Annotated in this window: 20 protein-coding genes; 9 read left to right on the forward strand and 11 right to left on the reverse strand. The window is 58.2% G+C overall.

What is annotated here, in order from left to right; translation table 11 throughout:
- Nucleotides 1–101: 101 nt before the first annotated feature.
- From phnD to OEL83_14445, 5 genes are all read left to right on the forward strand, one after another.
- On the forward strand, nucleotides 102–1,811 hold the full coding sequence (phnD, locus tag OEL83_14425) for a phosphate/phosphite/phosphonate ABC transporter substrate-binding protein (GenBank protein MDK9708236.1): 1,710 nt from the start codon (nucleotides 102–104) through the stop codon (nucleotides 1,809–1,811).
- Nucleotides 1,812–1,826: 15 nt separating this feature from the next.
- The gene (locus OEL83_14430) at nucleotides 1,827–3,275 is read left to right on the forward strand and encodes an ATP-binding protein (GenBank protein MDK9708237.1); all 1,449 of its coding nucleotides are present in this window, start codon (nucleotides 1,827–1,829) and stop codon (nucleotides 3,273–3,275) included.
- Complete coding sequence (locus OEL83_14435) at nucleotides 3,272–4,618, forward strand: sigma-54 dependent transcriptional regulator (protein ID MDK9708238.1); 1,347 nt, start codon at nucleotides 3,272–3,274, stop codon at nucleotides 4,616–4,618. The genes OEL83_14430 and OEL83_14435 overlap by 4 nt, the downstream gene beginning before the upstream one ends.
- A 397-nt stretch (nucleotides 4,619–5,015) precedes the next feature.
- Nucleotides 5,016–5,777 carry a 4Fe-4S dicluster domain-containing protein gene (locus OEL83_14440; protein MDK9708239.1) on the forward strand — a complete coding sequence of 254 codons (762 nt, stop codon included), beginning with the start codon at nucleotides 5,016–5,018 and terminating at the stop codon, nucleotides 5,775–5,777.
- On the forward strand, nucleotides 5,767–9,009 hold the full coding sequence (locus OEL83_14445; GenBank protein MDK9708240.1) for a molybdopterin-dependent oxidoreductase: 3,243 nt from the start codon (nucleotides 5,767–5,769) through the stop codon (nucleotides 9,007–9,009). Before OEL83_14440 ends, OEL83_14445 begins: the two co-directional genes overlap by 11 nt.
- 82 nt (nucleotides 9,010–9,091) lie before the next feature.
- Here OEL83_14445 and OEL83_14450 read toward each other — a convergent pair whose 3' ends face one another.
- Nucleotides 9,092–10,294, reverse strand: a complete 1,203-nt coding sequence (locus tag OEL83_14450) for a methyltransferase domain-containing protein (GenBank protein MDK9708241.1) — start codon at nucleotides 10,292–10,294, stop codon at nucleotides 9,092–9,094.
- Between the two features lie 412 nt (nucleotides 10,295–10,706).
- Between OEL83_14450 and OEL83_14455 the strand changes: the two genes are divergently transcribed.
- Nucleotides 10,707–12,710: a cation:proton antiporter gene (locus tag OEL83_14455; protein MDK9708242.1), complete on the forward strand. Its 2,004-nt coding sequence runs from the start codon at nucleotides 10,707–10,709 to the stop codon at nucleotides 12,708–12,710.
- Between the two features lie 75 nt (nucleotides 12,711–12,785).
- A complete protein-coding gene (locus OEL83_14460; protein MDK9708243.1) occupies nucleotides 12,786–13,607 on the forward strand; it encodes a polysaccharide deacetylase family protein in 822 nt (273 codons plus the stop codon).
- Here the strand turns inward: OEL83_14460 and OEL83_14465 are convergent.
- Nucleotides 13,585–14,484, reverse strand: coding sequence for a glycosyltransferase family 2 protein (locus OEL83_14465; GenBank protein ID MDK9708244.1), 900 nt, complete (start codon nucleotides 14,482–14,484; stop codon nucleotides 13,585–13,587). The two genes, OEL83_14460 and OEL83_14465, sit on opposite strands and share 23 nt — an antisense overlap.
- A gap of 357 nt (nucleotides 14,485–14,841) precedes the next feature.
- On the opposite strand from OEL83_14465, the gene OEL83_14470 reads away from it, so the two are divergent.
- Both OEL83_14470 and OEL83_14475 read left to right on the forward strand, forming a co-directional pair.
- Nucleotides 14,842–15,195 (forward strand): hypothetical protein, encoded by a 354-nt coding sequence (locus tag OEL83_14470; protein ID MDK9708245.1) that lies wholly within the window; start codon nucleotides 14,842–14,844, stop codon nucleotides 15,193–15,195.
- A 110-nt stretch (nucleotides 15,196–15,305) separates the two neighbouring features.
- Nucleotides 15,306–15,971, forward strand: a complete 666-nt coding sequence (locus OEL83_14475; GenBank protein MDK9708246.1) for a DUF6448 family protein — start codon at nucleotides 15,306–15,308, stop codon at nucleotides 15,969–15,971.
- Nucleotides 15,972–16,012: 41 nt separating this feature from the next.
- Here OEL83_14475 and OEL83_14480 read toward each other — a convergent pair whose 3' ends face one another.
- The 9 genes from OEL83_14480 to OEL83_14520 form a co-directional block, all read right to left on the reverse strand.
- Complete coding sequence (locus OEL83_14480; protein MDK9708247.1) at nucleotides 16,013–19,210, reverse strand: PEP-utilizing enzyme; 3,198 nt, start codon at nucleotides 19,208–19,210, stop codon at nucleotides 16,013–16,015.
- An 82-nt stretch (nucleotides 19,211–19,292) separates the two neighbouring features.
- A complete protein-coding gene (locus OEL83_14485) occupies nucleotides 19,293–19,871 on the reverse strand; it encodes a dual specificity protein phosphatase family protein (protein MDK9708248.1) in 579 nt (192 codons plus the stop codon).
- A gap of 56 nt (nucleotides 19,872–19,927) precedes the next feature.
- Nucleotides 19,928–20,638: a DNA alkylation repair protein gene (locus OEL83_14490; GenBank protein ID MDK9708249.1), complete on the reverse strand. Its 711-nt coding sequence runs from the start codon at nucleotides 20,636–20,638 to the stop codon at nucleotides 19,928–19,930.
- A gap of 78 nt (nucleotides 20,639–20,716) precedes the next feature.
- Nucleotides 20,717–21,460: a radical SAM protein gene (locus tag OEL83_14495; protein ID MDK9708250.1), complete on the reverse strand. Its 744-nt coding sequence runs from the start codon at nucleotides 21,458–21,460 to the stop codon at nucleotides 20,717–20,719.
- The gene (locus OEL83_14500; protein ID MDK9708251.1) at nucleotides 21,457–21,927 is read right to left on the reverse strand and encodes a hypothetical protein; all 471 of its coding nucleotides are present in this window, start codon (nucleotides 21,925–21,927) and stop codon (nucleotides 21,457–21,459) included. The genes OEL83_14495 and OEL83_14500 overlap by 4 nt, the downstream gene beginning before the upstream one ends.
- Before the next feature lie 119 nt (nucleotides 21,928–22,046).
- Entirely contained in the window at nucleotides 22,047–22,865 is an 819-nt protein-coding gene (locus tag OEL83_14505) for a molybdate ABC transporter substrate-binding protein (protein MDK9708252.1), read from the reverse strand.
- Between the two features lie 56 nt (nucleotides 22,866–22,921).
- Entirely contained in the window at nucleotides 22,922–23,344 is a 423-nt protein-coding gene (locus OEL83_14510) for a GNAT family N-acetyltransferase (GenBank protein MDK9708253.1), read from the reverse strand.
- Nucleotides 23,345–23,389: 45 nt separating this feature from the next.
- Nucleotides 23,390–24,454 (reverse strand): hypothetical protein, encoded by a 1,065-nt coding sequence (locus tag OEL83_14515; protein MDK9708254.1) that lies wholly within the window; start codon nucleotides 24,452–24,454, stop codon nucleotides 23,390–23,392.
- Between the two features lie 15 nt (nucleotides 24,455–24,469).
- Nucleotides 24,470–24,856 (reverse strand): DUF4440 domain-containing protein, encoded by a 387-nt coding sequence (locus tag OEL83_14520; GenBank protein MDK9708255.1) that lies wholly within the window; start codon nucleotides 24,854–24,856, stop codon nucleotides 24,470–24,472.
- Nucleotides 24,857–24,918 lie beyond the last annotated feature (62 nt).

A 24,918-nucleotide genomic window follows, 5' to 3' on the forward strand; every position in this document is an offset into this window, starting at 1 on the left:
TCCGATTATTCTCGGTATAATTGCCGGTGTAACGGACATGGTTCAATACTTGCAATGCCAGAGGTATGGGTATCTTTCTATCAATTTTGGAGGAGGTAAGCATGGCACTGTGCAGGGCTGTTGCTTGGGTGATCCTGTTACTGTTGATGAGCGATGGCCCCGCCTTGGCCGGACAAACCTTGCGGGCCGGGGTCGCCAGCATGATTACCCCGGTCAGTGCGGTGAAATACTACCAGCAGGTAGTGGACTATCTTGGGCAAAAACTCGGGATGCCCGCGGAAATGATCCACCGCACCACCTACGACGAGATTGACGTCATGCTCGAAGAAGGCAAACTCGACCTTGCCTTTATCTGCTCTTCCCCCTATGTCCTTGATCAGAATAAGTTTGGCGCCGAGCTGCTGGTGGCGCCGCAGGTCGGCGGTTCGACATTCTACCATTCCAACATCATTGTTCATAAGGACAGCCGAACCGAGACCGTGGAGCAGTTGCGCGGCAAATCCTTTGTCTTTGTCGATCCAAAGTCGAATACCGGCAGATTGTATCCGGCCTACCTGCTGGCCAAGCGCCAGGAATCGCTGGAGGGTTTTTTTAACTCTTTCCTGTATAGCTACAGCCATAATAAATCGGTTGAAATGGTGGCCAAGAGCCGGGTCGATGGGGCCGCCGTCGACTCCATCGTCTATGATTTCATGGTGGCCACCGACTCGCCCTATGCGGCCCAGACCAAGGTCATTCACCGTTCGCCGCCCTTCGGTATTCCGCCGGTTGTTGTGCCGCCGGGCATTGAACCAAAGATGAAGGTGGCCCTGCGGGAGATCTTTCTCGCCATGCATGGGGATCCTCTCGGCAAGGCGATCCTCGAACAAATGCGCATTGAGCGGTTTGTCGAGGTTCCGGACAGCAATTACGATCCGATTCGGGCAATGGCCACCTTTCTTGATAACAATACTATTGCCCTTGCAACCGAAGGGACTCCGGCAACGGGGTCTTCCCGCGGTGATGACGGAACGATCTCCTTTGGAGTGCTGCCCCGGGATAATCCGGTGACCACCTACGGCCAGTATCAACCCCTGGTTGATTATCTCAGTAAAAGCACCGGGCAAAAATTCGAACTGCGCCTGGAAAAAAATTACCAGGATGTTGTCGCCAGCCTCGGTGAAGGCAGGATAGCCTTTGCCTTGCTCGGCCCTCTGACCTACCTTGATGCCTATAAACGCTTTGCCGCACCGCCCATCGCCAGGGCAAAGACCTCCAGGGGCGAGACTTTTTTCCGCACCGTTATTGTCGTTGACGCAGGTGGTGGCATTGAGGAAATCTCCCAGCTGGTGGACAAGAAATTCGCCTTCGGAGCGCTGTGGTCGACCTCGGCTAATCTCATTCCCCGGTATATGCTCGCCTGGGCGGGCATCCATCTTGAAAATCTCCGCGAATATCGTAATTACGGCTATAACGACACGGTGGCCAAAAAGATCATCAGCAAGGAATTCGACGCCGGGGCGATCAGCCTGTCCACCGCTGAACGGTATCTGCCGCACGGCTTGAAGATCATCGCCACCTCCGACCCGATACCCACCGGCCCGGTGGCCGTGTCGCCGAAGGCCCCCTACCTTTTGGTGAAGAAGGTTCAGCAGGCCCTCCTTGCCCTTTCCGAGCATGAAGAGGGCCGGAAGGTACTGGCAAAGCTCGATCCCGATCTGCAGGGCGGTTTTGTTGCCGCCTCCGATGCCGACTACGCCGAGATCCGGCGAATGATCAATGAGGTACCGGCAACCTGCGGCAAGGCTTGTCATCCGAAGATTTCGTTTTAAGCTGAGGGAGAGAGGGTGAAGCTGTCGCTACAGAAAAAATTCATTATTATCGCCTTTCTCGCGGTCTTCTTGCTGACCGCCGTCATCAGCATCCTTGCCGCCGCCAAGACCCGTTCCGCCCTTCTCCAGGCCAGTGAAAAACAGGGCCTTATGCTGGCCCAGACGGTCAGCGCCCTGATCATCAACGAGCTCATCTATGAAAAGCTCGGCCTGGTCGAGGAGGGTGGCCTGATCGACAATTATGTCCGCGAATTGTATCAGCGCCGCGAGCTCGACCTGAAATACGTCGCCGTTCTTGACACCTCGCTGCAGGTCATCTCGCACAGCAACTTTGGCGAATTCGGTAAACGCTACAGCAGCCCGCTGATCGAAGAGGCCCGCAAGTCAGGCAGCATCAAGATGCAAAGAACCTCCGGCGGATCGGCCGTAGGAGAGGAAATGGAGTTCGCCGCGCCGCTGGCCATCGAAGGCAAACACTGGGGCGTCCTGCTTTTCGCCCTGTCGTTGCAGGGGGTCGAATTGGAGATACGGGCGATGATCGCACAGATTATCGGTCTTTCCCTGCTTTCCCTTGGTTTCCTCTTTATTGTCATCTATTTCCTCAGCCGCCGCTTTATCAAGCCGATCATTGATCTTTCCCTGGCCATGGGCGAGGTCGAGGTTGAGATGCGCGAGAAGACCATGCCGGTTGCCGGCAGCGATGAACTGTCGAGTCTTGCCGAGAGCTATAACGACATGGTGCGGAGAATCCGCCGGGCCAATGAGGAGATGAAGCTCGCCCATGAAAAGCTCCTGCAATCGGAAAAGCTCGCCACCCTCGGTGTCCTTGCCTCAAGCGTTGCCCACCGGATCAACAACCCCCTGGGCGGCCTGTTTAACTGTGTCCGCCTCCTGCAGAAACAGGGGGACGATCCGGCCTTTCGCAGCAATTATCTGGAGTTGGTCCTTGAAGGTCTGGAGAGTATCGAGAAAACCGTCAGCCAGTTGTTGTATACGGCCGGCCGGCGCGACGGCGAGGAAAAACGCGCGGAGGTGGCGACGGTGCTCGCCCGGGTCTTGAAATTTCTCGATTATCGCATGAAAAAGCAAGAGATTTCCTACCTGCAGGAGGTATCGCCGGGACTCTTTATTGCAGTTGCCCCCCATGACCTGGAGGAGATGTTTCTCAACACCATGATCAACTCCATCCAGGCAATGGAGGAGGGAGGCAGCCTGCAGGTCCGGGCCGCAGGCGGCGAGGGTCAGGTGGAAATCAGCGTTACCGATAGCGGAACGGGAATCCCCCAGGACAAGCTGGATCAGGTCTTCGATCTCTTTTACTCGACCAAAAAGGCCGGTGAGGGCACCGGTCTTGGAATGTGGATGACCTACGAACTGGTGAAGAAATACCGCGGCCATATTGCCCTGGAAAGCCGCGAAGGGGTCGGCACCAAGGTGTCGATCATTATTCCGGAGGGAACATGAGCAAGAGCATTCTGCTGGTTGAGGACGAAAAGATCCTGCGGATATCCCTGACCGACGCCTTAAAAGCCGAGGGCTACACGGTACTGCCGGTGGTCGATGGCGATGAGGCCCTGGCGGCTCTTGGTGAGGGTGATTTCTCCCTGGTGATAACCGACATCCGTCTGCCCGGGGCAAGCGGCGTCGATATTCTCAGAAAGAGCCTGGTCGAGTCGCCACTTACCCCGGTGATCATGATGACCGCCTACGGCAGCATCAAGGACGCAGTGTCGGCCATTCGCTCCGGCGCCTTTGATTACATCACCAAGCCGTTTGATCTCGACGAGATGCTGGTCACCGTTGCCAAAGCCCTGGAGGTGCAGCATATCACCGAGGAAAACATCCGGCTGAAAAAGGAGTTAAGCAGCTATTACGGTGTTCCCAATATCATCGGCGAAAGCAAGGCGATGCAGGCGGTCTTTGTCCTCCTCGGCAAGGTGAGCAGGACCGCCTCGACGGTGCTCATCCTCGGCGAATCGGGCACCGGCAAGGAGCTGATCGCCTCGACCATCCACTATCAGAGTGCCAGGAAGGACAAGCCGATCATCCGCGTCAACTGCGCCGCTCTTCCTCCCGAGCTCATCGAGAGTGAGTTGTTCGGTTACGAAAAGGGCGCCTTTACCGGGGCGAGTACCAGGAAACCGGGGCGCTTTGACCTGGCCGATGGCGGCACCATCTTTCTTGATGAAATCGGTGATCTGCCTCTTCTCACCCAGACCAAAATTCTCCGGGTCCTGGAAGAGCGGACCTTCGAGCGTCTTGGCTCGACCGGTTCGGTGAAGGTTGATGTGCGGATCATTGCCGCCACCAATAAAGATCTGGTGGGGGAGGTCAAGGCAGGCAGATTTCGTGAGGACCTGTACTATCGCCTCAATGTCATCCCGGTGGTTCTGCCGCCGCTGCGCGCCCGAAAAGACGATATCCCCCTGCTGGTGTACGCCTTTACCAGGCGCTTTAATGACCAGCTGGGAACCAGCAACAGTTTTGCCCCGGAGGCGGTCGAGGTCCTGATGAACTACGCCTTTCCCGGTAATGTCCGCGAGCTGCTCAATATCGTCGAACGCTCCATCGCCCTGGCAAACGATACAATCATCAGGCCGGAAGACCTGCCGGCCCATATTATAGGGCCCCGCCAGAAAAAAACACCTCTGACGTCCCTGCAGGGAATTGTCGCCGATGCCGAAAAAGACCATATCATCAAGGTTTTGCAGCTCACCAAAGGCAATCGCTCAAGGGCGGCTGAGATCCTTGGAGTCAGCAGAAAGACCTTGTGGGAAAAAATAAACCTTCATCATCTTGACCTGTAAGAGGGTTTTCGCCTATCCTTTTTAAAGAGTTGTCCGCCTGCCGTTACCTCCAGGTAACAGCCATTACCACTGGTCTTAGTGATAACTCCCTCAATTTACACGATTCTATTCGGTATCTTCGGCACATTTTTTTTGCGGTTCTCGCAGTTGCTGCACATAATTTTCTAACGCATTGATATACAAAAAAATATTCAGCGTTTGAGAATTATTCGTTTCGTTTTCGTAACAACCCATAGCGAAATGGCCATGGCATAGAAAATGCTATTCACAGGCTATAAGGCTGAACAAAGGCGGAGGAGGGATAGCCTCCCTTGGCGGTTTCAAGAGCGCTTTACCGGACGATCCCTCAAATGAACGTTGCAACAATCTCTCAACCAGCGAAACAGGAGGAAAATCAATGAGCCAGGAAGACATTCTCATGGTCATGCAGAGTGACCTTGAACGGGCGATGAAAAAGACGGCGGGAGACCGGCGCTGGGCGATGCTCATCGACCTGCGCAAATGTGTCGGCTGTCACGCCTGCACCGTCGGCTGCGTGTCGGAAAACAAGCTGCCACCTAAACTCCATTACCGGCCGGTTTATGAATACGAACAGGGGACCTATCCCAAGGTTGCCCGGACCTTCCTCCCCAGGCCGTGCATGCAGTGCGACCAGCCGCCCTGTGTTGATGCCTGTCCCGAGCCCGGCAAGAATGGCGCTACCTGGAAGGAGACGGAGGGAATCGGCGCCGGGATCGTCATGATCAACTACGAGAAGTGCATTGGCTGCGGCGCCTGTGTCGAGGCCTGCCCCTATCATGCCCGCACCCTCGACGACGGCGGTTTCCATTCAACAGGGATGCCTGCTCTGCAGCGTTACGAGATCATGCCGTCCTTTGAATACGGTAAGAAACGGTCGCGCAGCAAGAAGGGGCTACCGGTTGAAAAAGCCCGCAAATGCCATTTCTGTGTGCATCGTCTGGCGGCGGGACAATTGCCGGTGTGCATCACCACCTGTATCGGCCGGGCCGGCTATTTCGGCGATGAGAACGACCCCGAGAGCCTCATTGCCAAAGTGAAAAAGGCCAATGCCCTACAGATTCTCAAACCCGAAGAGCGGACAGCGCCGCGTGTTTCTTATGTCGCAGGTGTACAGTTGGAGGTGCTTTATGACAAATAATACCAGCACTGGCGTATCTCGCCGCGATTTCCTGAAAACCACGGCCATAGCCGGATGTACTGCCCTGGTCGCTTCGCAGTTTGACTTTGCCCGCGGCCTGATTGCCCGGGTCGAGGCCGGGGAGATCAGCGAATTCGAGGCCTATGAGCTGATGAAGGCGGAGAATACTTTATATTCCGTTTGCCTCAACTGTAATACCGGTTGCGGCATCAAGGTGAAGATCCTTGATGGGGTGGCGGTGAAGATCGACGGCAATCCTTACAATCCCTTCAATCTCCATCCCCATATGGAAATGAAGACCGATCCGCAGGCGGCTGTAAAGGTTGACGGCGGTCTCTGCCCGAAGGGTCAGGCGAGTCACCAGGGGGCCTATGATCCCTACCGGATTACCAGGGTTTTAAAGCGCGCCGGCAAGAGGGGGGAGAACAATTGGCAGAGTATTCCCTTCGCCCAGGCCATCGACGAGATCGTTGCCGGTGGCAATTTGTTCAAGTATGTTCCCGGTGAGGAGAACCGCAAAATCGCCGGCCTGAAGGAACTCTACGCCCTCAAAGACAAAAAGGCCTTCGAGGAAATGGGAAAAGACGCCGCTGCTCTCGGCAAGAAAAAACCGGAGGAGCGGGCCCAGGCGATTGAAGAATTCAAAAAGAAGCATGCGGCCAACCTGTCGGCACTGATCGATCCCGATCATCCGGATTTTGGGCCGAAGAACAATCAGTTCGTCTATTTCTGGGGCCGTAAAAAGGGTGGCCGCTCCAATTTCGCCGCGGCCTTTACCGGCAGTTACGGTACCGCCAATACCCACGGCCATACCACGGTCTGCCAGGGTTCACTGTATTTTGCCTGTAAGGCGATGAGCGAACAGTATGTCGGCAATACCTTCAAGGACGGCCAGAAGTTTTACTGGCAGGCCGACCAGGAAAACAGCGATTATATCCTCTTTGTCGGCGCCAACCTCTTTGACGGCAACTACGGTCCGACCAACCGCACCATGCGCATGACCCAACGTATCGCCGACGGCAAGCTGAAGATGACGGTGCTCGATCCCCGCTGCACCAAGCTCGCCTCCAAAGCCCAGCGCTGGGTACCGATCAACCCGGGAACCGACGCCGCCTTTGCCATGGGCATGACTCGGTGGATCCTTGAAAACAACAAATTCGACGGCAAATTCCTTTCCTGCTGCAACAAGGCGGCGGCAACGGCTGCCAAGGAGCTGAGCTGGAGCAACGGGCCCTGGCTGGTAAAAATTGATAAGGACGGCAAGCCGGGGAAATTCCTGCGGGCCAATGAAATCGGTCTGAAGGCGGCCGAAAAACGCAAGGATGCCTCCGACAAGGAATATGATTTTGAATACCTGGTGGCGATGAAAGAAGACGGCAAACCGGTGGCCTTTGATCCAAACGATGATAAAGAAGCGGTGAACGGCGCCCTGTTTGTTGATGCCGTCCTCACTGATGCCCAGGGCAAGGAATTTAAGGTAAAGAGCAGTCTGCAGATCATGCTTGAGGCCAGCCGGGAAAAGACCATCGCCGAATACGCGGCCCTTTGCGGTATTGAAGCTGGGACAATCGAGGCGGTGGCGAAGGAGTTCACCAGCTATGGCAAGAAGGCCTGTGTCGATATCCATCGCGGCGCCGCCCAGCATACCAACGGTTTCTACAATATCGCCTCGTGCATGAACCTCAACCTGTTGATCGGCAATTTCGACTGGAAGGGCGGGATGATTGCCGCCTCCACCTTCAATATCGACGGCACCAGCAAGAGCACCGACAAGCAGCCCTTTAACTTTAAGAACATCGGTCCGAAGGGCGTGAAGATCTTCGGTACCTCGGTCATTCGCCATGGCATGAAGTATGAGGAATCGACACTGTTCACCGGTAAAGAGTCCTATCCGGCCAAACGCAACTGGTGGCCTCTGTCTTCCGATGTCTACGAGGAAATCCTGCCGTCCATCGCCGACGCCTATCCCTACCCGGCCAAAGTGGTATTCTCGTACATGGGGGCACCGACCTACTCGCTGCCCGCCGGCCAGACCCAGATCGCCTCGCTGCTCGATCTCGACAAGTTGCCGCTGTATATAGCCAGCGACATCCTCATTGGCCCGACCTCGATGTACGCCGATTACATCATCCCCGATCTCCACTATCTGGAGCGCTGGGAGTTCCAGGGATCGCACCCGAACATGCCGGTCAAGATCCAGCCGGTTCGGCAGCCGGTTATCGCTTCGCCAAACGAAATCGTCAAGGTCTTCGGCGTCGAGCAACCGATCAGCTATGAGACCTTCTGGCTGGCGCTGGCCGAAAAACTGGAGATGAAGGGTTTTGGCAAGGATGGTTTTGGGCCGGGCCAGGATTTCACCCGGCCGGATGATTTCTATATCCGCATGGTCGCCAATATCGCTCTTGACGGCAAGGATCCGGTGGCCGACGCGACACCGGCGGAGATCGAGCTGTTCAAACAGTCCCGGCGTCATCTGCCGAAGACGGTTTTCGACATCGAGCGCTGGCAGGCGATTACCGGCGCCGCCTGGCCGAAGGTAGTCGCCGTCCTCAACCGCGGCGGCCGCTTTGCCAGCCAGGCGTCCAGTTACAAAGACGCCCAGGTTGCCAATAAGTACGGCAAGCTGATCAATCTCTATCAGGAGAAGACCGCCGGCTGCAAGGACGCCTTCACCGGCAAGTCCTTCCATGGTCTTGCCCGCTACGTGCCGATCGCCGACACCATGGGCAAGGACACCAAGGAACTGGCCAAGGGTTATCCGCTCCAGCTCATCACCCAGCGCGATGTCCTGCATACCAAGTCGCGGACCATTACCATGCCCTACCTGACCGACCTATTGCCGGAAAACGGCATCATCATCCACACCAGCGATGCCAAAAAGATCGGGGTGAAGACCGGTGACCGGGTGAAGGTGATATCAGCCACCAATGTTGACGGGGTCTGGGACCTGAAAAAGGGCAGAAAAAAACCGATGATTGGCAAGGTCCAGGTCACCGAGACCATCAAGCCGGGTGTGGTCACCTTCACCCTCGGCCATGGCCACTGGAGTGCCGGGGCGGAAGATGTCACCATCGACGGCAAGGTAGTTCCGGCGGATGTTCGCCGGGCCGCCGGTGTTCACGCCAATGCGGCGATGTGGATCGACCCCAACCTGAAGAACACCTGCATGATCGACAAGGTGGGTGGCAGCGTGTCGTTTTATGACACCATGGTGCAGTTGATCAAGGTGTGATGTTCTGAAGGGAGCGTAACAGGTAAACCAGTAAGGGGCTGCTCATGGGCAGCCCCTTACTGGTTTCAATGCCGCTGTTTCCTCAATGGTGGTCTGTTTTCTTCTTTGCGGTTACCATATAAACGGGATCTGACAATGCTAAATCATGGGTGTCATCGTCCGGCCGCGGGTAGCCGCGCACCGAAAGGGTGGTGAAGTTCTGGAAGTCTCCGGCTGCGTCAAGCAGATCGACAACCAGGCCCAGCCGCTCGAACTCGTGGAGCTGTGACCAAAGGGCGATGGCCTTGGTGGGGAACCAGCGGTTGGAGAAGGCGATGGCGACGGTCCCACCCGGGCGGAGGATGCGACTGATCTCGCGGCAGAGCTGCTGAGGGTCGGTGGCGTATTCGATAGAGGCGGTGTTGAGTATCCCGCCAAAGGAGCCATCGGCAAAGGGCAGTCGCGGATCGGCATTGAGGTCGTGCACGACGGTGGCGGTGGCCCTGGCATTTTTATCCAGCTCTTCCTGGTTCATCCCGAGAACGGTAAGCGAACCGATCGGGAAATCGCCGGGCAGGTGCGAATCCCAGCTGCCCATAAGGTCGAGGATATCGCCTGACATTGGCAGGGCCTTGGCATATTCCTCACCGATGATCCGGCGGGCGGTGCTGTCGAGATGCTGGAGCAGTCGCGGGCTTTGATAAAACAGGCTGTCCGGCCGTTCATTTTCTCTGGCGAAGGCGCCTTCCGTGAAGGTGAGAACCTTTCCCGGCAGCCGCTTCTGCATGCCCGGTCCTCCGGCGCTGATCGTCTCCAGCCAGGCCTCGCACCGGCCACCCCGTTCGACCTGCGGCTGTTCAATGCGCAGGATTGTGGCGCTTATCGTCAACTCCTTCCCGGCCAGGGGATGGTTGAGATCAACGACCAGATTGTCACCGTGCTCCTCAACAAATCGGCATGGAGCGATGGATGTTGGAAAAACTCCGGGGACATCCTGGAGGGAATACTGCGGATAGAACCGGCCGAGAAGGGGTTGGATGCCCCGGGGCAGGGCAAATTGTTTGCGCCTGACGGTACGAAGCAATCTTGCCGAGAAGGGGGCAATAAAGTCAGCCGGTAGAACTTTCACCTGCACTGTATCCCCCACCTGCTTGCCCAGAAGCTCTGCGTGCATCGATCCGGGGAAAAGATCACGCCACATGCTGACCTTCTCGGCAAAAAACCGTTCGCTGTGCCGGGTGCCGTCACTTTCCCAGGAAATGCTGAAGAGCAGCGATAATCTTGAAGTTGCCTGTATCTTTTCCATGCCCTTTCTCCCTGCCGTCGAATTTACGTAGCGGAATATCAATCATCCAATTGATGCCCTCTTGGCCATTACGGTAATTCCTGCATGCCATCTATCAATGGGAGTATATTTGATGCTATATGATAGTGTAGACTACCATTAAATCCCACCTGTTCCCAAAATACTGGATGGCGGCAGGCCGTATCGCTTGCAAAAAATGCAGAATTTTATGGAAAGGGCCGGCCATGCAGTGGTCTCGAAAATTATTGTCGAAGAAAAGTGAACAAGGTACGATGACCGTGTTTTATCAATGACCGGCGGGGATGATCTTCCCGCATCAAACCCGCAATAATTTTGCCGGCAGCCTCTCCCTTTCTGGCAGGGGGCCGCAACAACGCATGCTTCTGTCACCGGGCAGGCTGGGGATTGTACAATGGGCATCGCCGCCGACATCATTATCCTCGTTGTCACCGCTTTTTTCTGCGGACTGCTGATGCAGCGGCTACGTCAGCCGTTGATCCTCGGCTATCTCCTTGCCGGTGTTATCCTTGGGCCGTATACCGGTGGCTTGGCGGTCACCGATGTCCATCATATCGAGCTGCTCGCCGAGATCGGCGTCGCCCTGCTCCTTTTTGCCCTCGGTCTGGAGTTCTCACTGAAAGACCTGAAGCCGGTCAAATACATCGCCCTGCTCGGCACCCCTCTGCAGATAGCCTTGACCATCGGCCTTGGCCTGGCAATCGGTGGAGTATTGGGTTGGGATTGGCGGACCTCCCTGTGGTTCGGGGCCCTGATCAGCCTGTCGTCGACCATGGTCATCCTGAAAACCCTGATGAACCAGGGCTGGCTGGGCACCCTGTCGAGCAAGGTGATGATCGGTATGCTCATTGTCCAGGACCTGGCGGTGGTGCCGATGATGATCATCCTGCCGCAACTCGGTGATCCGGCTGCGGGGCTCGGCACCCTTGGCTTTGCCGGGGTGAAGGCGGCGGTCTTTCTTGCGACCATGCTCCTTTTCGGCAATAAACTGCTACCGATCCTGTTGCGGCATATTGCCAGGCTCGGTTCCCGCGAGCTGTTCCTGCTGGCGATCACCGCCATCGGCCTTGGCGTCGGCTATATTACCTATCTGATCGGCCTGAGCTTTGCCCTCGGGGCCTTTATCGCCGGCATGGTTCTCAGCGAATCCGACTATGGCCACCAGGCCCTGAGCGACATCATTCCCCTGCGTGACCTGTTTGGCCTGCTGTTCTTCGCCTCGGTGGGTATGCTTCTCGATCCCTCCTACCTGCTGGAGAATTGGGGCCAGGTATTGCTGGTGCTGACCTTGGTCAGCCTCGGCAAGGGGATCATCTTCGCGACGCTTGCGGCAATCTTTCGCTATGGCAATGTCGTCCCCCTGGCGGTGGGTCTCGGCCTCTTTCAGATCGGCGAATTTTCCTTCGTTCTCGCAAGAGTTGGGGTCAGCAGCGACTCGATCAGCAAGGACTTCTCCAATTTGGTGCTGACGACCGCGGTGTTATCCATGGTCCTCACCCCCTTAATTTCCGCCCAGACCTCCCGCCTCTACGCCCTGAAAAAGCGCTGGTTTCGCCATGAACCCCTGGAGTCGATCAACTTTCCCGAGGAGGCCCTGCGCGATCATGTGGTCATCGCCGGTTGCGGCCGTGTCGGTTTTCAGGTTGCCTCGGTCCTGGACCGGCTCGGCACCCCGTTTGTTTTGGTGGAAATCGATCAAAACCGGGTTGAAGAGGCCAGGGCCGCGGGTTATCCGGTGGTCTACGGCGACGGCAGCCATGAGGTGGTGCAGGAGGCCCTGGCCGTCGACAGGGCCTCGCTCCTGGTGGTGACGACGCCGGGCATTGTTGTCGCTCAGGCGATCATCCGTCATGCCCGCGAGGTGAACAAGCGGATCAGGGTGGTGGCGCGGATGGCCGACCCGGCGTTTTTTGACGTCTTCAAGGAGTTGGGGGTCAGCGATCTGGTCTATCCGGAGTTTGAAGCGGGCCTGGAGATAACCAGGCAGGCCCTGCTCCATCTGCGCATCCCGGCGCCGGAGATCCAGAGGCAAACCGAGGAAATGCGCCAGCAGCTGCTGGCACCGGCGGTGGCGGAGACCGAGAACTACCGGACCCTCGGGCAGATGCGGGCGGCCGAGCAGCACTTTGATTTGCAGTGGGTGCAGCTGGAGGCCGGCAATAACCTGATCGGCAAGAGTATCGGTGAGGCGGGGATCCGCAAGCTGACCGGGGCCTCGGTGGTCGGGATTATCCGGGCCGAGCAGCTGCAGCCGAACCCTGATCCCGGCTTCCGCTTTCAGGAGGGCGATCTGGTGGCGATCATCGGTTCCGCCGAGGCCCGGACGGGCTTTCACCGCTTGGCCGGTTGCCGGGCGGCAGACGGCGATGCCTTTGGGCCCTTGGTCTGCAGCACCTGATTTGCCGGGAATGTTTTGTGGTCTAGGGCCGCTGCCGAAGTATTGTTTTCCAGGAAATACGAGAAGGAGGGTGTTGTGAGTTCATTACTGCTCAGCGTTGATCTGGAGGATGTCCGGGCCTGGGTCAAGGACGGCCGTCGCTACCGGGACGGGGTGGTGGAAAACACCCGGAGATACCTGGCGCATTTCAAGCGGTGGGGGACAAAGGCGACCTTTTTTACCGTCGGCGAGGTGGCCCGGCGCTACCCGGCGCTTATCGGCGAGATTGTTGCAGCAGGCCATGAACTGGCCTGCCACGGCGATGTCCACCTGCAGCTCGACAAGATGACGGCGCAGCAGTTTCGCGCCGACATGGAGAGCAATCTCGCAGCCCTGCAGGCAGCCGGGGCAAGGGACGTTGTCGGTTTCCGCGCCCCGACCTTTTCGCTGACCGCACGTACCGCCTGGGCCCATGAGGTTTTGGCCGACCTGGGATTCACTTATTCAAGCTCAGTGCTGCCGGCGGCAAATCCACTCTACGGATGGCCGGAATTCGGCAAAGATGCCAGAAAGGTGGCGGGCGGCCTGTGGGAACTGCCGGTGACCCTGCACACCATTCCCGGCATGCCGCTGCCCATCGCCGGCGGGGTGTATTTTCGGGTCCTGCCCTTTTTCCTGACGCGCTGGGCGATCTCCAGAAGCATAGGTCAGGGCCTGCCGGTAGTCACCTATTTCCATCCCTATGATATCGATACAGAGCAGGAACGCTTCATGCACCCGGATCTCGGTGACAAGAGGCATCTCAATATGCTCATGTATATCGGGCGGGCGAAAGTGCTCAGTCGCCTGAACGTCCTACAGCAATTCTTTCCCTTCCAGGCATACGGCGAGTATGTCAGTCATCTTCCGGCGGCTTAGCCAGCAGGACGCTGAGGTTTTTTCTGATCAGGGCGAGTTGTTCGGCAAGAAGCCCGAGAAAGAAAACGATCAAACCGGTAACAAAGAGAAACAGGGTCCCGACCGACACCCCCTCGCCGCGCAATAGAATAGGCAGGCCCCAAAGGGCGCTGAACAGAAAGAAAAACATTGCCGGTGGGATGAAAATGCGCATCGGGCTGAACATCGTGGCCACGTGAAAGAGTTCCAGGACCGTGTCGAAGGCGGTCTTAATATTGATCGTCGACTTGCCGGTGGTGCGCGGCTCGACGGTGATCGGGTGTTCGAGCACCAGGTGACGCTGGTTGATAAAGATCAGGGTGATGATGTCGCTGAAGGCCATGTCGTTCGGGCAGAGCTGCATATAGCGCCTGGCGAAATCGGTATGATAGATCTTCATGCCCGAATTCAGGTCGTGGATCTTGATAGGCATGAGCAGGCCGGCGATAAAGCGGATCAGCGCCTTGCCGGTCTTGCGGTACAGGCTTTCTTTGTTCTTTGTCCGGCTACCGATCACCATATCGGCATCCTTCTCCCGAAGGACCTTATACAGGGCGGTAACGTCTTCGAGGCGGTGCTGGCCGTCGGCGTCAATGGTTATGACATATTCGGTCTTGGTGGCCTTGATGCCGGTTTTGATCGCCCCGCCGTATCCCCGGTTGACCTTGTGGTGGATGGGGGTGAAAAAGCTCGGGTCGGCGTGCCGATTGAGCATCTCCTTGGAGCCGTCCTTTGAGCCGTCGTTGACAATGATCAGTTTGCAGCCAGTGGTCCGGCAGTACTGGAGAAGCTCCGGTAGGAAAAATGACAGGGCCTGTTCTTCGTTATAGGCGGGGATGACAATGGTCAGGTCGTTCATAGGTGGCTCGGGGAGGGTATTGTATTGTTGGTGGAGGTTGAAAACATCGGCGATAACCCGGATAGAGATTGCGGAGATTGCCTGGGGATCGGCCTAAGAGGTGAAGCAGCTGCGCCTCTGCCGGGATGGGCCTTTTCCTTGATCAGCATTTGCAGGAAATTAGCAATATATAAGGAAGCATGACCGTGTCAAGCCCAAAACTTGCCGGCGAGGGGACCTCAGGTATCGGTGGACGAGGTGGGGTGAGTCCTTTTGTTATGTTTTTCTGGAGAATTGACTTGCGTCAAGGGATAGTCCGGCCGGCGGTGCTATACCTCCTTCATACGCTACACTTCTTCTTCCAGCCGGTGGCCTGTGATGCTTTGCATTTTTCGACGGATACGAATCTTTACTCTGCTGCTGCTTATGGCAAGGGCCGCAATACCCTTCTATGGGCTGGCGGTTTTCGCGGAGTTTGCCGCCGCCGGCGTCGATGATCACCCCTTTTCCGTCTGCCTGCAACATGCACAAGAAGAGGATGCCGCAGAGCATGCGCCGCCCGGACATTCCGGCGGGAATCACTGTCACCTGCTCGATGAACCGAGCCATGTCGCCGCCCAACTGGAGTATGGGTTTACCCAGGTGATATGGACACTGATCTCGGAAGAATGGATCAGTCTGCTCGCCGGATTCGGCGGCCCCCCCGATATTCCTCCTGAAAACTTGGTTTGAAGCATATTGACCTGGTGTTTGTCGAGATTCCCCAAGCTTTTTGCGGGATCCGTAGCGCCATTTCGTGTCGTAAACGACATCCAGAAACAAGTTTAATATGGAGACTTCCCATGAGAAATAGAAATTCGATCAGATTACACGTGTTAGGAATTGCCGCCCTCATCGCGGTATCTTTCATTGCTCCGAAGAATGCCGCCGCCCACTGTGATACCCTGGACGGGCCGGTTATCGAGGATGCCCGGAAGGCAATTACCGCCAGGGATATTACCCCGGTGCTCAAGTGGGTCCGGGAAAAGGATGAGGACATTGTGCGCAAGGCCTTTACCAGGCTGTTGGACAGCAAGGGTGCTGCAGCCGGAGTGGCGGAGCAGGATTTTTTTGCCACCCTGGTGAAGATCCATCGCGCCGGGGAAGGGGCGCCGTTCACCGGGTTGAAACCGGCCGGTTCCGTCGAACCAGCGGTTGCCGAGGCGGACCGGGCCCTGGCTGGCGGCTCTCCTGACCGTCTGGTGCAGCTCGTCACCGGTGATATCGCCGCTGGCATAAAAGAGCGGTATCAGCATGCCGCCACCACCTATCAGCACAAGGATGAAAGTGTTGAGCAGGGCAGGGCCTTTGTCTCTGCCTACGTCGCATTCACCCACTACGTGGAACGGCTGCATCAGGACGCAACCGGCGGCGATGCCCATGGCGATGGCAAGCACGCAGTTGCTTCCGCCCCCGGTCATGCCGGTCATGAGCAGCATAAGCCGGTGACCGGTCACGCCCACCAGTGATCGCCGTCCACAAGGAATACCCGGCCCGGTCCGCAGCGAGATCAGGCCGGGTTGCCGGGTGATTTACCGGCAGCGATGATACTCCGGCAACCGGTGTCATCAGCTACCAGCAGCTCCTTGAAGAGGGTCACCGAATCGGCCTTGCTCCACAGGCCGATATGGCCGGTGACCGGACGGGCACTGAGGTAGGAAAAGACCTGCTTTCCATCAAGGAGGCAGGTGATTTGCTTGCCGTTGACGGTTGCCCCCAGGCAATACCATGTGCCCGGGGCAACCGTTGTCTTCACCCGCGCCCGTTCGAGGCGCCGGTTATCAAGAAACTCGAAGAGGATGATGTTGTCCTCGAGGGCGTTGACCCTCAGAGCGAAGTAATTGCCGCTGTCCCTAAGGCCGAAGGCCAGCCCCCCAGCCTGATCGATGACTCCCCGGAGCGGTTTGACCATGAGGGAGATTTCTCCATCGCCGCAGGCTCCCATCCTGGCCACAGCCAGAGGGAAGGTATAGTAGGCGCCCAGGGTGTCGAGCATGTCCTGGTATTTCCGGCCGAAGGTCTTGCCTATCAATCCGGCAACGTTGACCGACAGGGCGCTCAACAGCTGCGAGCCGTCCGCCAGGCAACAGACGGCGCCATCCTCCCCGGTGAGCTGCCAGGTGCCGGTATTGATATGGAAGCCCGGCAGGCCCGATGCCTCCCTATGGTGCAGCAGGTCGTAGTCGCCCCGGAGGAAGGCCTCCGCCAGGTCGTCGACATCCTGCTGGCCGGTGATGGCCATGTCGAGTAGGCGGCTGCTGGCCAGCAGGCGGCCGATGATGTCGAGGCGTTCGAGCATCTCGCCGCGGGGATGGCGGCTCAGCGAGGCCTCGAGCAGATCACCCTGTAGACTTACAACGCAGCCGAGCCCGCCGAGGATCTTGCCGAGGAACTGGATGCGCAGGGTCTTGCCGCTGTAGCTGCCGGCACCTCCCGAGAACTGCAGGGTCAGGTAATTATGGTCGGGATCATCGCCGCAGAGGGTGTCGAGGGTGGCGTAGTGGTAGCCGAATTTTGCCGAGAAGTTGAGATAATCACTACCGACAAGGGCGTAGCTGTTTCCTCCCGGGGCGGTACCGAACTCGGCGGTGGCCGGTGCCGCCAGGCGGGAGAGGAGGCTGCCGCCATCAAACTGCACGCTCCCCCGCCAGTTGATCCCCGGATGGCTGAAGCCCCGCCACAGGGCCTTGAGCGGCTCCGAGGTGAAATGCTCGGCCCTGACCGTGTCGCAGGTGCTGAGGCCCGGGCTCAGGCCGCCGCCGAGGTCGATAAGGTGCAGGGAAAGCGGCAGATGGGTCGTCAGCTGCACCGCAGCGGTCTGGTCTTCGGCGAGGTTTGACAGGCTGAACATCTCGCGCACCGCCTGTTCATGGGCCAAGCGGATGATGTCATGCAGCGAGGTGCAGTTTTCCGGCAAGAAGCCCGGGGCATCGGGGTCGGTGAGGTGGAGAGGCGCCAGGTGGTCGAGTACCGCGCGCATCTTTTCATGCACGGCGCTGTTGATCATGCGCTTCTTGCCGGTACCTGCCTGGCGGCCCTTGAGGAAATCACCGCGATACACCGCCGGTTCCCCCTGGGCAAGGAGGGTGACCAGCTCCCCCGCGGCGATGAGCTGGGTGGCCCCGGCGACGCCTGCCGCCATCGGCACTTCGAACTCGCGGGCCACCGAGGCCAGGTGGCACATGGCGGTGCCGGATTCGCTGACCAGGCCCCGGATCCGCCCCATCACCTCGGCGTAGCGGGGCGAGGCGGTTTTGGTGACCAGCAGCGCCTGATCGGGGATGTCGGCGAGGGATTGGTTGTCGTAGGCGACAGAGGCGATGCCTGCGGCCAGGCCCTGGGAGGCAACAATGCCGCCCCTTACGATCAGCGCCCCGGCGTCCGCTTCCACCGGCTGGTCCACCACCCTCGCGGCCACCTGCAGCGGCCGGCATTGCAGGATGGAGATCTCCCGGCGGCTGTTTATCGCCCATTCGATATCCTGGGGGCCGCCAAAGACCTGTTCCAGCCGGCGGCCGATGTCGGTGAGCTCGGCAAGTTCCTCCCGGTCAAGGGTCGCCCGGCTGGACTCCCGCCTTTCCACCCGGTGTTCCACCGTCCCCTCGATCGCCGTATCGAGGCGCGACACCTTGTCGGCGAGCCGCTGTTCCATAAGCTCTCCCGTCGATCTGTCGAGGATATAGGTATCGGCCGCCGAGGCGCCGCTGACCAGCTGTTCGCCAAGCCCCAGGACGGCATTGACCTGCATGGTCTCCGGGGCCTTGCCGGAAGGATCGCTGGTGTAGAGCACGCCGCTTGCCTCGGCCGCGACCATTGCCAGGCCGAGGACGCACATCGGCGTCTCGGTGATGTCTATTCCGGCCATCTGCCGGTAACTTATCGCATGGGGGGAAAAGGAGCTGGCCACCACCTCCTTGTAGGCGGCGATCAGCTGCCGCCGCGACACGCCCAGCACCGAGCGGTATTGCCCGGCAAAGGAGGATTCGGAGTCCTCGCGGACGGCGCTGCTGCGCATGGCGAGATGGAGGCCGGGGCCGGTCCGCCGCTCAATGGCGTCATAATGGGCATAAAGGAGGGTCGCCAGCTCGTCCGGGACATGGGCGGCAAGGATAAGCCGGGTCAGACGGTCGCTGACCTCGGCAAGCCCGGTGTCGCCCGGCGAGATGCCGGCCAGTTCATCGAGAACCAGCTGGTCGATACCGTTATAGCGGAGAAACCGGTCATAGCCGCTTGCCGTGACGACAAATCCGGCCGGCACCCGCAGGCCGGTCTGCCTGTCTATCGCCGCAAGGTTGGCCGCCTTGCCGCCGGCAGTCGCTTGAGCTTGCTGCGCCAGCTCCGTCAGGGGGACAATCGCCGGTATCTCCAGCCGGTAGATCACCGGCCGGAGAGTTGCCCTAACGGCGGCGTTGATCTTTGTAGCCGCATCAAAGAGCGCAAGGTAGCGCTGATCGGCGAGGCCGTTCAGGGCGCGCAGAAGCTGTTGCAGGTGGCCGTACAGACCCTCGTAGTGGAAGGCGATATCGGCTGCGGTAAAGGCCTTGCCGCTGTAATAGAGCATCTCCATCGCCGACAGGAGGCGAAGGGCGTCGCGGTTGCCGGCCAGGAAGTCGCGGAAATGCCGGTACTTCTCAATATGCACGCCACTTCCCCCGGAAAGCGGCGTGCAACGCTCACCTCGGGTAAACAGATTGAGCAGGTTCTTCATGGCTGACCTCCTTTTCTGCAGGGCCGGAGTCAAGACCGGTATTTCCGGGTCCGCCCGTGACCGGGACCCTGGGCTCCGGGCCTCAGCCGCCTTTTTTGCCCGGCCGCCGGAAAAAATCCCGGAAGCGCGCGTAGAAGTTGCGCTTGCCCTCGCCGGGACAGTTGTCCCGCAGGTGTTTGAAGATTTCGTCGACGCCGTCGGCGAGGCAGATCTGCCGTTTCTTGGCAACGGTGGCAATGGCCAGCCGTTTCGACAACCCCTGATGGCGCATCAGGTAGGCGGCGACGATGCACACCGAGCGGCTGCGCCCGGCCCGGCAATGGACGAGGACCTTGTTGCCCTGATCGACCTGCAGGGCGATATAGTCGATGGCGGCCAGGACGTGCGTCCGGCAATTGCCTGGACCGTCATGGAGGGGGATGCAGCAGCCGTCGACATCGCTGCGAGTCTCGCAGCAGTCGGGCAGCAGGCAGAGGACGGCATCGACCTCCCCGGCGTGGGTGGCGGCGTCGTGGCAATCGCCGATGGCTATCTGGTCGGTTATCCAGTCCATGGTTCGGCAGGCATTGATCCGGCGGAGATGGGCGGGGCGCTCCGCAGGGTGGGGTTGTCGGGTTATGCCTCGCCGCTTTCGGCGGATGGCGTGGTAGGTCTCAGGCACCTGTTAGCCATTCTATGCATCGAGTCGTATCCTGGCAAGCAAGCGGCGAAAGCTTCTTATCCTTTCTTCATCGCCTCAGCCTTCAGGTCTTTGGGCATCTTTTCGATGGCATAGCGCAGGGCGGTGCGCGGCATGACGGCTTTTTTACTGACGACGTAGTCGAAAATCTCCTGCTGGTGGCTCTGGCTTGCCGCCTTGAGCATCCAGCCGTAGCCCTTCTGCACCAGGTCGTCTCCATCGAGGAGGAGGATATCGGCGATCGCCAGGATATCGGCAAGGAACCTGCCCTTCCTGGCGGGGATGATCAGGGATACGGCGGCGGCACGTCGCATCCAGCGGTTTTCGGATCTTGCCCAGACCTTGAGATCCGCGAGAAACTCCGGATACATCTCGATGAAGGTACCGACCGTATGGTTGCAGAGGGTGTCGCAGGCAGCCCAGTTGCCGACATAGTCGCTCACCCAGCGCGCAAATACCGGAAAGTCCTCCGGCTCATACGACTTGCGGAGAAAATACGACCAGTTGCAGGCAATAAAGCCCTCCTCCATATATCCCGAGCGCCACAATTCCTCACAGAGCCTGAAAACCTCCGCCTTGTCCAGCCCCTTAAGCTCCTTGAAGGATGCCTTGCTTATTCTGTCGACTACGGCCGACTTGACGCCGTGAAAACGGACCGCTTCCTTAAAAAAGCGCTGACCGCTCAGGCGGGTGGCTTCCTCGGCGTTTTCCAGCAGCTCCCGCCTGATTTTTTGTAAGATATCGTCCATAGGGTGGTCCTGGGTGATGGGTTGAGAATGGTGGTTTTATCGGCTTTACTGTCGGGGTGTCGGGGCCTGACAACCGGCTCAAAACACGACATGGCAGGCAATGTTCAGTTCCCGGCAGCTCTCTTGCAATTGCTGGCTGACCGCATGGAAATAGTCGCTGGTCCGAAAGTTCCTCAGCCTGTTTTTCATATAGAGCGCATCGGCATGATGGTAATTCATGCGGTCAACGTAAATATAGTCAACCTTTCCCGCAAGGAGTTTCATGATGCCTTCGGCTCCGGGCAGGATCGGCGCGATCATGGCGTAGGTCCTGATCCCTGCCTGGTGCAGCGTATCCAGAGCGGTTATTCGCTCAGCTATCTTTGGGGCGCGGGGCTCAAAGAGCTGTCGTATCGCCTCGTCGGCGGTCGGAATGGAGAAACCCACCGCACAGGTCGCCGATTTCTTCAACAAATCGCTGTCTCTCAGGACGAGAGGCGAGCGGGTTTGCACGACAATCGGCCAGTCATTGTCGATGAGGATTTCCAGACACTGTCTGGTGAGCTGGTACTGTTCCTCCAGAGGCTGGTAGGGGTCGCAGACGCCGCTCAGCCATACCTGGTCCTTAGGCTTTTTCCGTATTTCCCGTTGGAGGACGGCGGCGGCATTGATCTTCACATCGACGAATTCACCCCACGGCTCAGAGTGGCCGGTGAATCGCTTCATATAGCGGGCATAGCAGTACGAACACGCATGCTGGCAACCGACATAGGGATTGATGACGTACTTGTAGATCTTTGAGGCGGAGAGAATCGATTTGGCGGTGACTTCCTTGATGATCATCTCGTGTGAATAGCTTTGTAATAGCCGGTCTTCGGATAGCCGACATTGGAGTAAAATCTCTTGCCGTCGACGTCTTCCCAGCAATAGATGGTTTCAGGAGAGGAGGCGGATTGCCTGGTCGGAACTATGGGCTTGAAATATCCGGCCCGTTCAGCCTTGGCATATTCGGAACCGGTAGGTGTGCCGACCGGTTTGGTAGTTATGATTTGGGTCTTGACTGGCGGCGGAGGTGGCGCATCAGCTCCCCGCTCTTGGTGAATGGAGTCCCTGAGCCTGGCCAGTCCTTCAAAAACGGTGGTGTTCTTGACTACATGAAAATAGTAGTAGGCGCCGCCGTCAATCACCGCACAGATCAAAAGAAAACGCCAAACAACCGCCCAGACCGGATCTGGCCGCCTTTGCGGTTTGCGGTAATCACTTTTGTCGAGACTGATATTTCCGGAATCGGCGGGATGTTGATTCTCCATACTGTTGCCCAGATAAAAAGGTTGGTGCGCAATCTATCGACTGCCGTGGGACTTGATACCAGTGGGACAAGCGGCAGCGCAAACAGGCCATTCGCTCGCCCTCGCAGCCCAAGCAGGCATTACTGTTGTTTCGGTATGCCGATTGCCTCAAAGCCGTATTCTTGCAAAATCGCCTGGCCGGCGGGTGACAGGATGTACATCGCCAGTTGCCAGGCCTCCTGCGGTGCCCCGGTCCTAACGACAAGCCCATAATCGGCCCCGACGGAGAGATCTTCAGGGATGCGGACGATCTGCAGGGCCTGGACATCCTTTTGTGCCAAAACAGCGTTGGTGCAGTAGGTGAGGAAGACGTCGGCCTTCTTCTCGTCCATGACCCAGCCGTACTGGTTGCGACCTTCCGGGGCCTTGGCGCTGTCTGGGCCGCCGGTCAGCTGTAGGGCCTTGCCGGAAAGCGCTGCAAAGCTCCCCGCCTTGATCTTATCGGCCTTCTGGAAAAGTTCCCAGGCGTAATCACCGCTCGGGTCGGCCTTAGGCGTCGAGGTACCAACCCGGACGTTTTGGTCCATGAGGGTGGCGTAGAAGTTCTCAGGTGTTACCTTGACGGCCGGTTGCGCCAGGCCGCACAGCTGATTGCGGGTGAACATGACCACCGGGCTTCCCCAGCCGCCGGCAGTAAGTTTTTGCGGATGGGTCATGTCGGCTGAGGCGAAGACATCGGGTTTTTCTCCCTCTTCTATAGCCTTGCGCAGCAGGCCGCTCGGTCCGAATTTGCTGGTCACCTTAGTCTTATACGTGCTTTCGTAGGATGTCGTTATCTTGCCCAGGGCGTCCTTCAGGCTTCCCGCGGCATAGATGCTTAAAGACTCGGCAGGGGCCGTTACCGGGCTGGAAAGGAGCAGGAAAGCAACAAAGACGGCACAGCTTCTTACGATTTTCATAACAACCTCCTTGTATGATTAATAAATATGCATCTGTTTTTCGAGTTCTTCCAGCCTTACTCGGTAAATCCCTGGTGTTGCATAAACTCACCGTTTACAAATCTTGCCATGCCGGTCTTCATCCTCCGAAAGCCGTGTTTTTCGTAGAAGCCTTCCTTGCCCGGAGAGGCGTAGAGGATGACGTTGCAGCCTTGCAGCCGCGACAGAAGGTTGTCAAGGATCATTCTGCCGATGCCCTGGCCCTGGAAATCAACTGCCACGGCGCAGTCATAGATCGCCGCCTGATAAACACCGTCGGAGATGGCGCGGCCAAAGCCCACCAAGGTGTCCGAGGAATAAATGAAGATTGTGGCATAGCTTGCCTCAAAGGCCCGGCGATGTTTTTCGGGATAGCGCGAGGCCATTCCCACCGACCGCAGGGTGTCCGCCACCGCTTGCCAGTTCACCCCCGTGCAGTCGGTTGTCAAAGAAAGTGTCATGAAAAGGATCTCCCTCACTCAGCCTGCAGGCCCTTCGGCCTTTAATTATCGCCGTATCTCGTGTTGCCAGATCCGCCCCGGCGGCTTTCCGGCAAACGTCAACAACACCCCGGCAACCGGCCCTTCCTCCTGCCAGGACAGGCGGCGATACCCCGCCATGACGCAGTCATTGTCGAAGCTTTCGCCCGGCTGCAGGGGGTTGAGCGAACGGTAGAAGAGCTTGCTCACCTTGTCCGCCCAACCGAGCTGCACGACATCCCGGGAAAGGGGCGCCGGGAAATCAAGCCCATCTTTCCGCCAATGTACGGAAAATTCCTGGGCGGGGAGTTGCTTGGTCGCTTCGCTGTCTATTTGGAATTCAGCCTGCACCAGATTGTTGTCGGCATCGTACCAGTATAACCGCAGAGGCGGCGGCGGGGAATCCGCCGACCATGCCAGGTGCAGGTCGTCGTCCTGGCGGCAGAAGAAAGAATGGGTGCTGGTCCGTGAATCATGGCCGTGGCCGCCGATCAGGGAATCAATATGTTCAAGATGGGGGCCGCCGTCGGCGCTGAGCGTCTGGGTGAAGATCTCTCCCCCATCGCCCAGGCGAAAACGCTGCATCGGCAGGATCTTGTGGGCGAGCGGAACGGTCTTGGCATCGGCAAAGACCTTCTGCCGCAGATGGTGCGACACCATAAACAAGGGGCCCTGCAGCAGGTTGGCCAGAAGCGGCGGAGCCAGCAGCATCGCCAGGCCGCTCAGGGCCACTCGCATACTTTCCGGCCTCGTCAGCTTCGGCGAGAGGAGGTGCCCGGCCAACCAGTGAAGGCCGAACCAGGCAAGCGGTGCCAGTGTCAAGAGCGCCACATAAAAAAAGGCCAGGGCCATCGGCCCGGAAATGGTCCTCGCCGGCAGCCAGACGACAAGCGCGGTGGCAGCGAGGATCGGCAGCGACAACAGCCGCAATCGCAGCCAGCTGCCTTCCTTGCCGAAGGCGCGGAAGCTTCTCTTTTCAAAATACAGGGCGATGCCGATACCGACGACAATGGCGACGCCTGCCAGAACCCAGAGCACCAGCTCCGCTGTCGTCCGGTTACTAAGAAGGGTTTGTGCTATTGAGGGATTCAAGGGGGCCTTTTGCCGCTACAGCATGCGCGGTAACTGCGACGAGTGGTGGTGGATGATCGGCCGGGGCAGGGCAAGATCGAGGAGGTAGCTGAACCGCGCCTCGAAGCTGAGCAGTTCGCCGTCGAGGAGGAAGCGCCAGCAGTAGATGCCGCACAAGCTATAGCTGCTGCCGGAGAGCGGCTGGACGATCAGGGTCTTCTCGTGCAGGGCGATGCTCAGCTCCTCGCGGCTGCAGAGCTTCTGGAAGTATTCGGCGATCTTTTCCGGGGTATTGAGCAGCCGGTTGGAAAAGGTCGGGATGAGCACCGCCTCTTCGCTGTAGAGGGCGAGCAGTCTGGCGACATCGCCGTTGTTGATGGCCTGCATCCATTCCTTCAAGACATCTTCGGGGGTATTGAGCATTAGGGGTATCCGTATGGTTTCTTAGTTTAATTTTTAAAATCGAAAGACTCAGTAATTTCCCT

The organism is Desulforhopalus sp., from assembly GCA_030247675.1.
GTDB lineage: Bacteria > Desulfobacterota > Desulfobulbia > Desulfobulbales > Desulfocapsaceae > Desulforhopalus_A.

Coding starts and splice junctions, on each gene's coding strand:
- OEL83_14435 (MDK9708238.1), top strand. CDS start 3,272: ATGAGCAAGAGCATTCTGCTGGTTGAGGACGAAAAGATCCTGCGGATA.
- OEL83_14490 (MDK9708249.1), bottom strand. CDS start 20,638: ATGGACGATATCTTACAAAAAATCAGGCGGGAGCTGCTGGAAAACGCC.
- OEL83_14465 (MDK9708244.1), bottom strand. CDS start 14,484: ATGAACGACCTGACCATTGTCATCCCCGCCTATAACGAAGAACAGGCC.
- OEL83_14475 (MDK9708246.1), top strand. CDS start 15,306: ATGAGAAATAGAAATTCGATCAGATTACACGTGTTAGGAATTGCCGCC.
- OEL83_14455 (MDK9708242.1), top strand. CDS start 10,707: ATGGGCATCGCCGCCGACATCATTATCCTCGTTGTCACCGCTTTTTTC.
- OEL83_14495 (MDK9708250.1), bottom strand. CDS start 21,460: ATGATCATCAAGGAAGTCACCGCCAAATCGATTCTCTCCGCCTCAAAG.
- OEL83_14510 (MDK9708253.1), bottom strand. CDS start 23,344: ATGACACTTTCTTTGACAACCGACTGCACGGGGGTGAACTGGCAAGCG.
- OEL83_14450 (MDK9708241.1), bottom strand. CDS start 10,294: ATGGAAAAGATACAGGCAACTTCAAGATTATCGCTGCTCTTCAGCATT.
- OEL83_14445 (MDK9708240.1), top strand. CDS start 5,767: ATGACAAATAATACCAGCACTGGCGTATCTCGCCGCGATTTCCTGAAA.
- phnD (MDK9708236.1), top strand. CDS start 102: ATGGCACTGTGCAGGGCTGTTGCTTGGGTGATCCTGTTACTGTTGATG.
- OEL83_14500 (MDK9708251.1), bottom strand. CDS start 21,927: ATGGAGAATCAACATCCCGCCGATTCCGGAAATATCAGTCTCGACAAA.
- OEL83_14440 (MDK9708239.1), top strand. CDS start 5,016: ATGAGCCAGGAAGACATTCTCATGGTCATGCAGAGTGACCTTGAACGG.
- OEL83_14470 (MDK9708245.1), top strand. CDS start 14,842: ATGCTTTGCATTTTTCGACGGATACGAATCTTTACTCTGCTGCTGCTT.
- OEL83_14520 (MDK9708255.1), bottom strand. CDS start 24,856: ATGCTCAATACCCCCGAAGATGTCTTGAAGGAATGGATGCAGGCCATC.
- OEL83_14505 (MDK9708252.1), bottom strand. CDS start 22,865: ATGAAAATCGTAAGAAGCTGTGCCGTCTTTGTTGCTTTCCTGCTCCTT.
- OEL83_14480 (MDK9708247.1), bottom strand. CDS start 19,210: ATGAAGAACCTGCTCAATCTGTTTACCCGAGGTGAGCGTTGCACGCCG.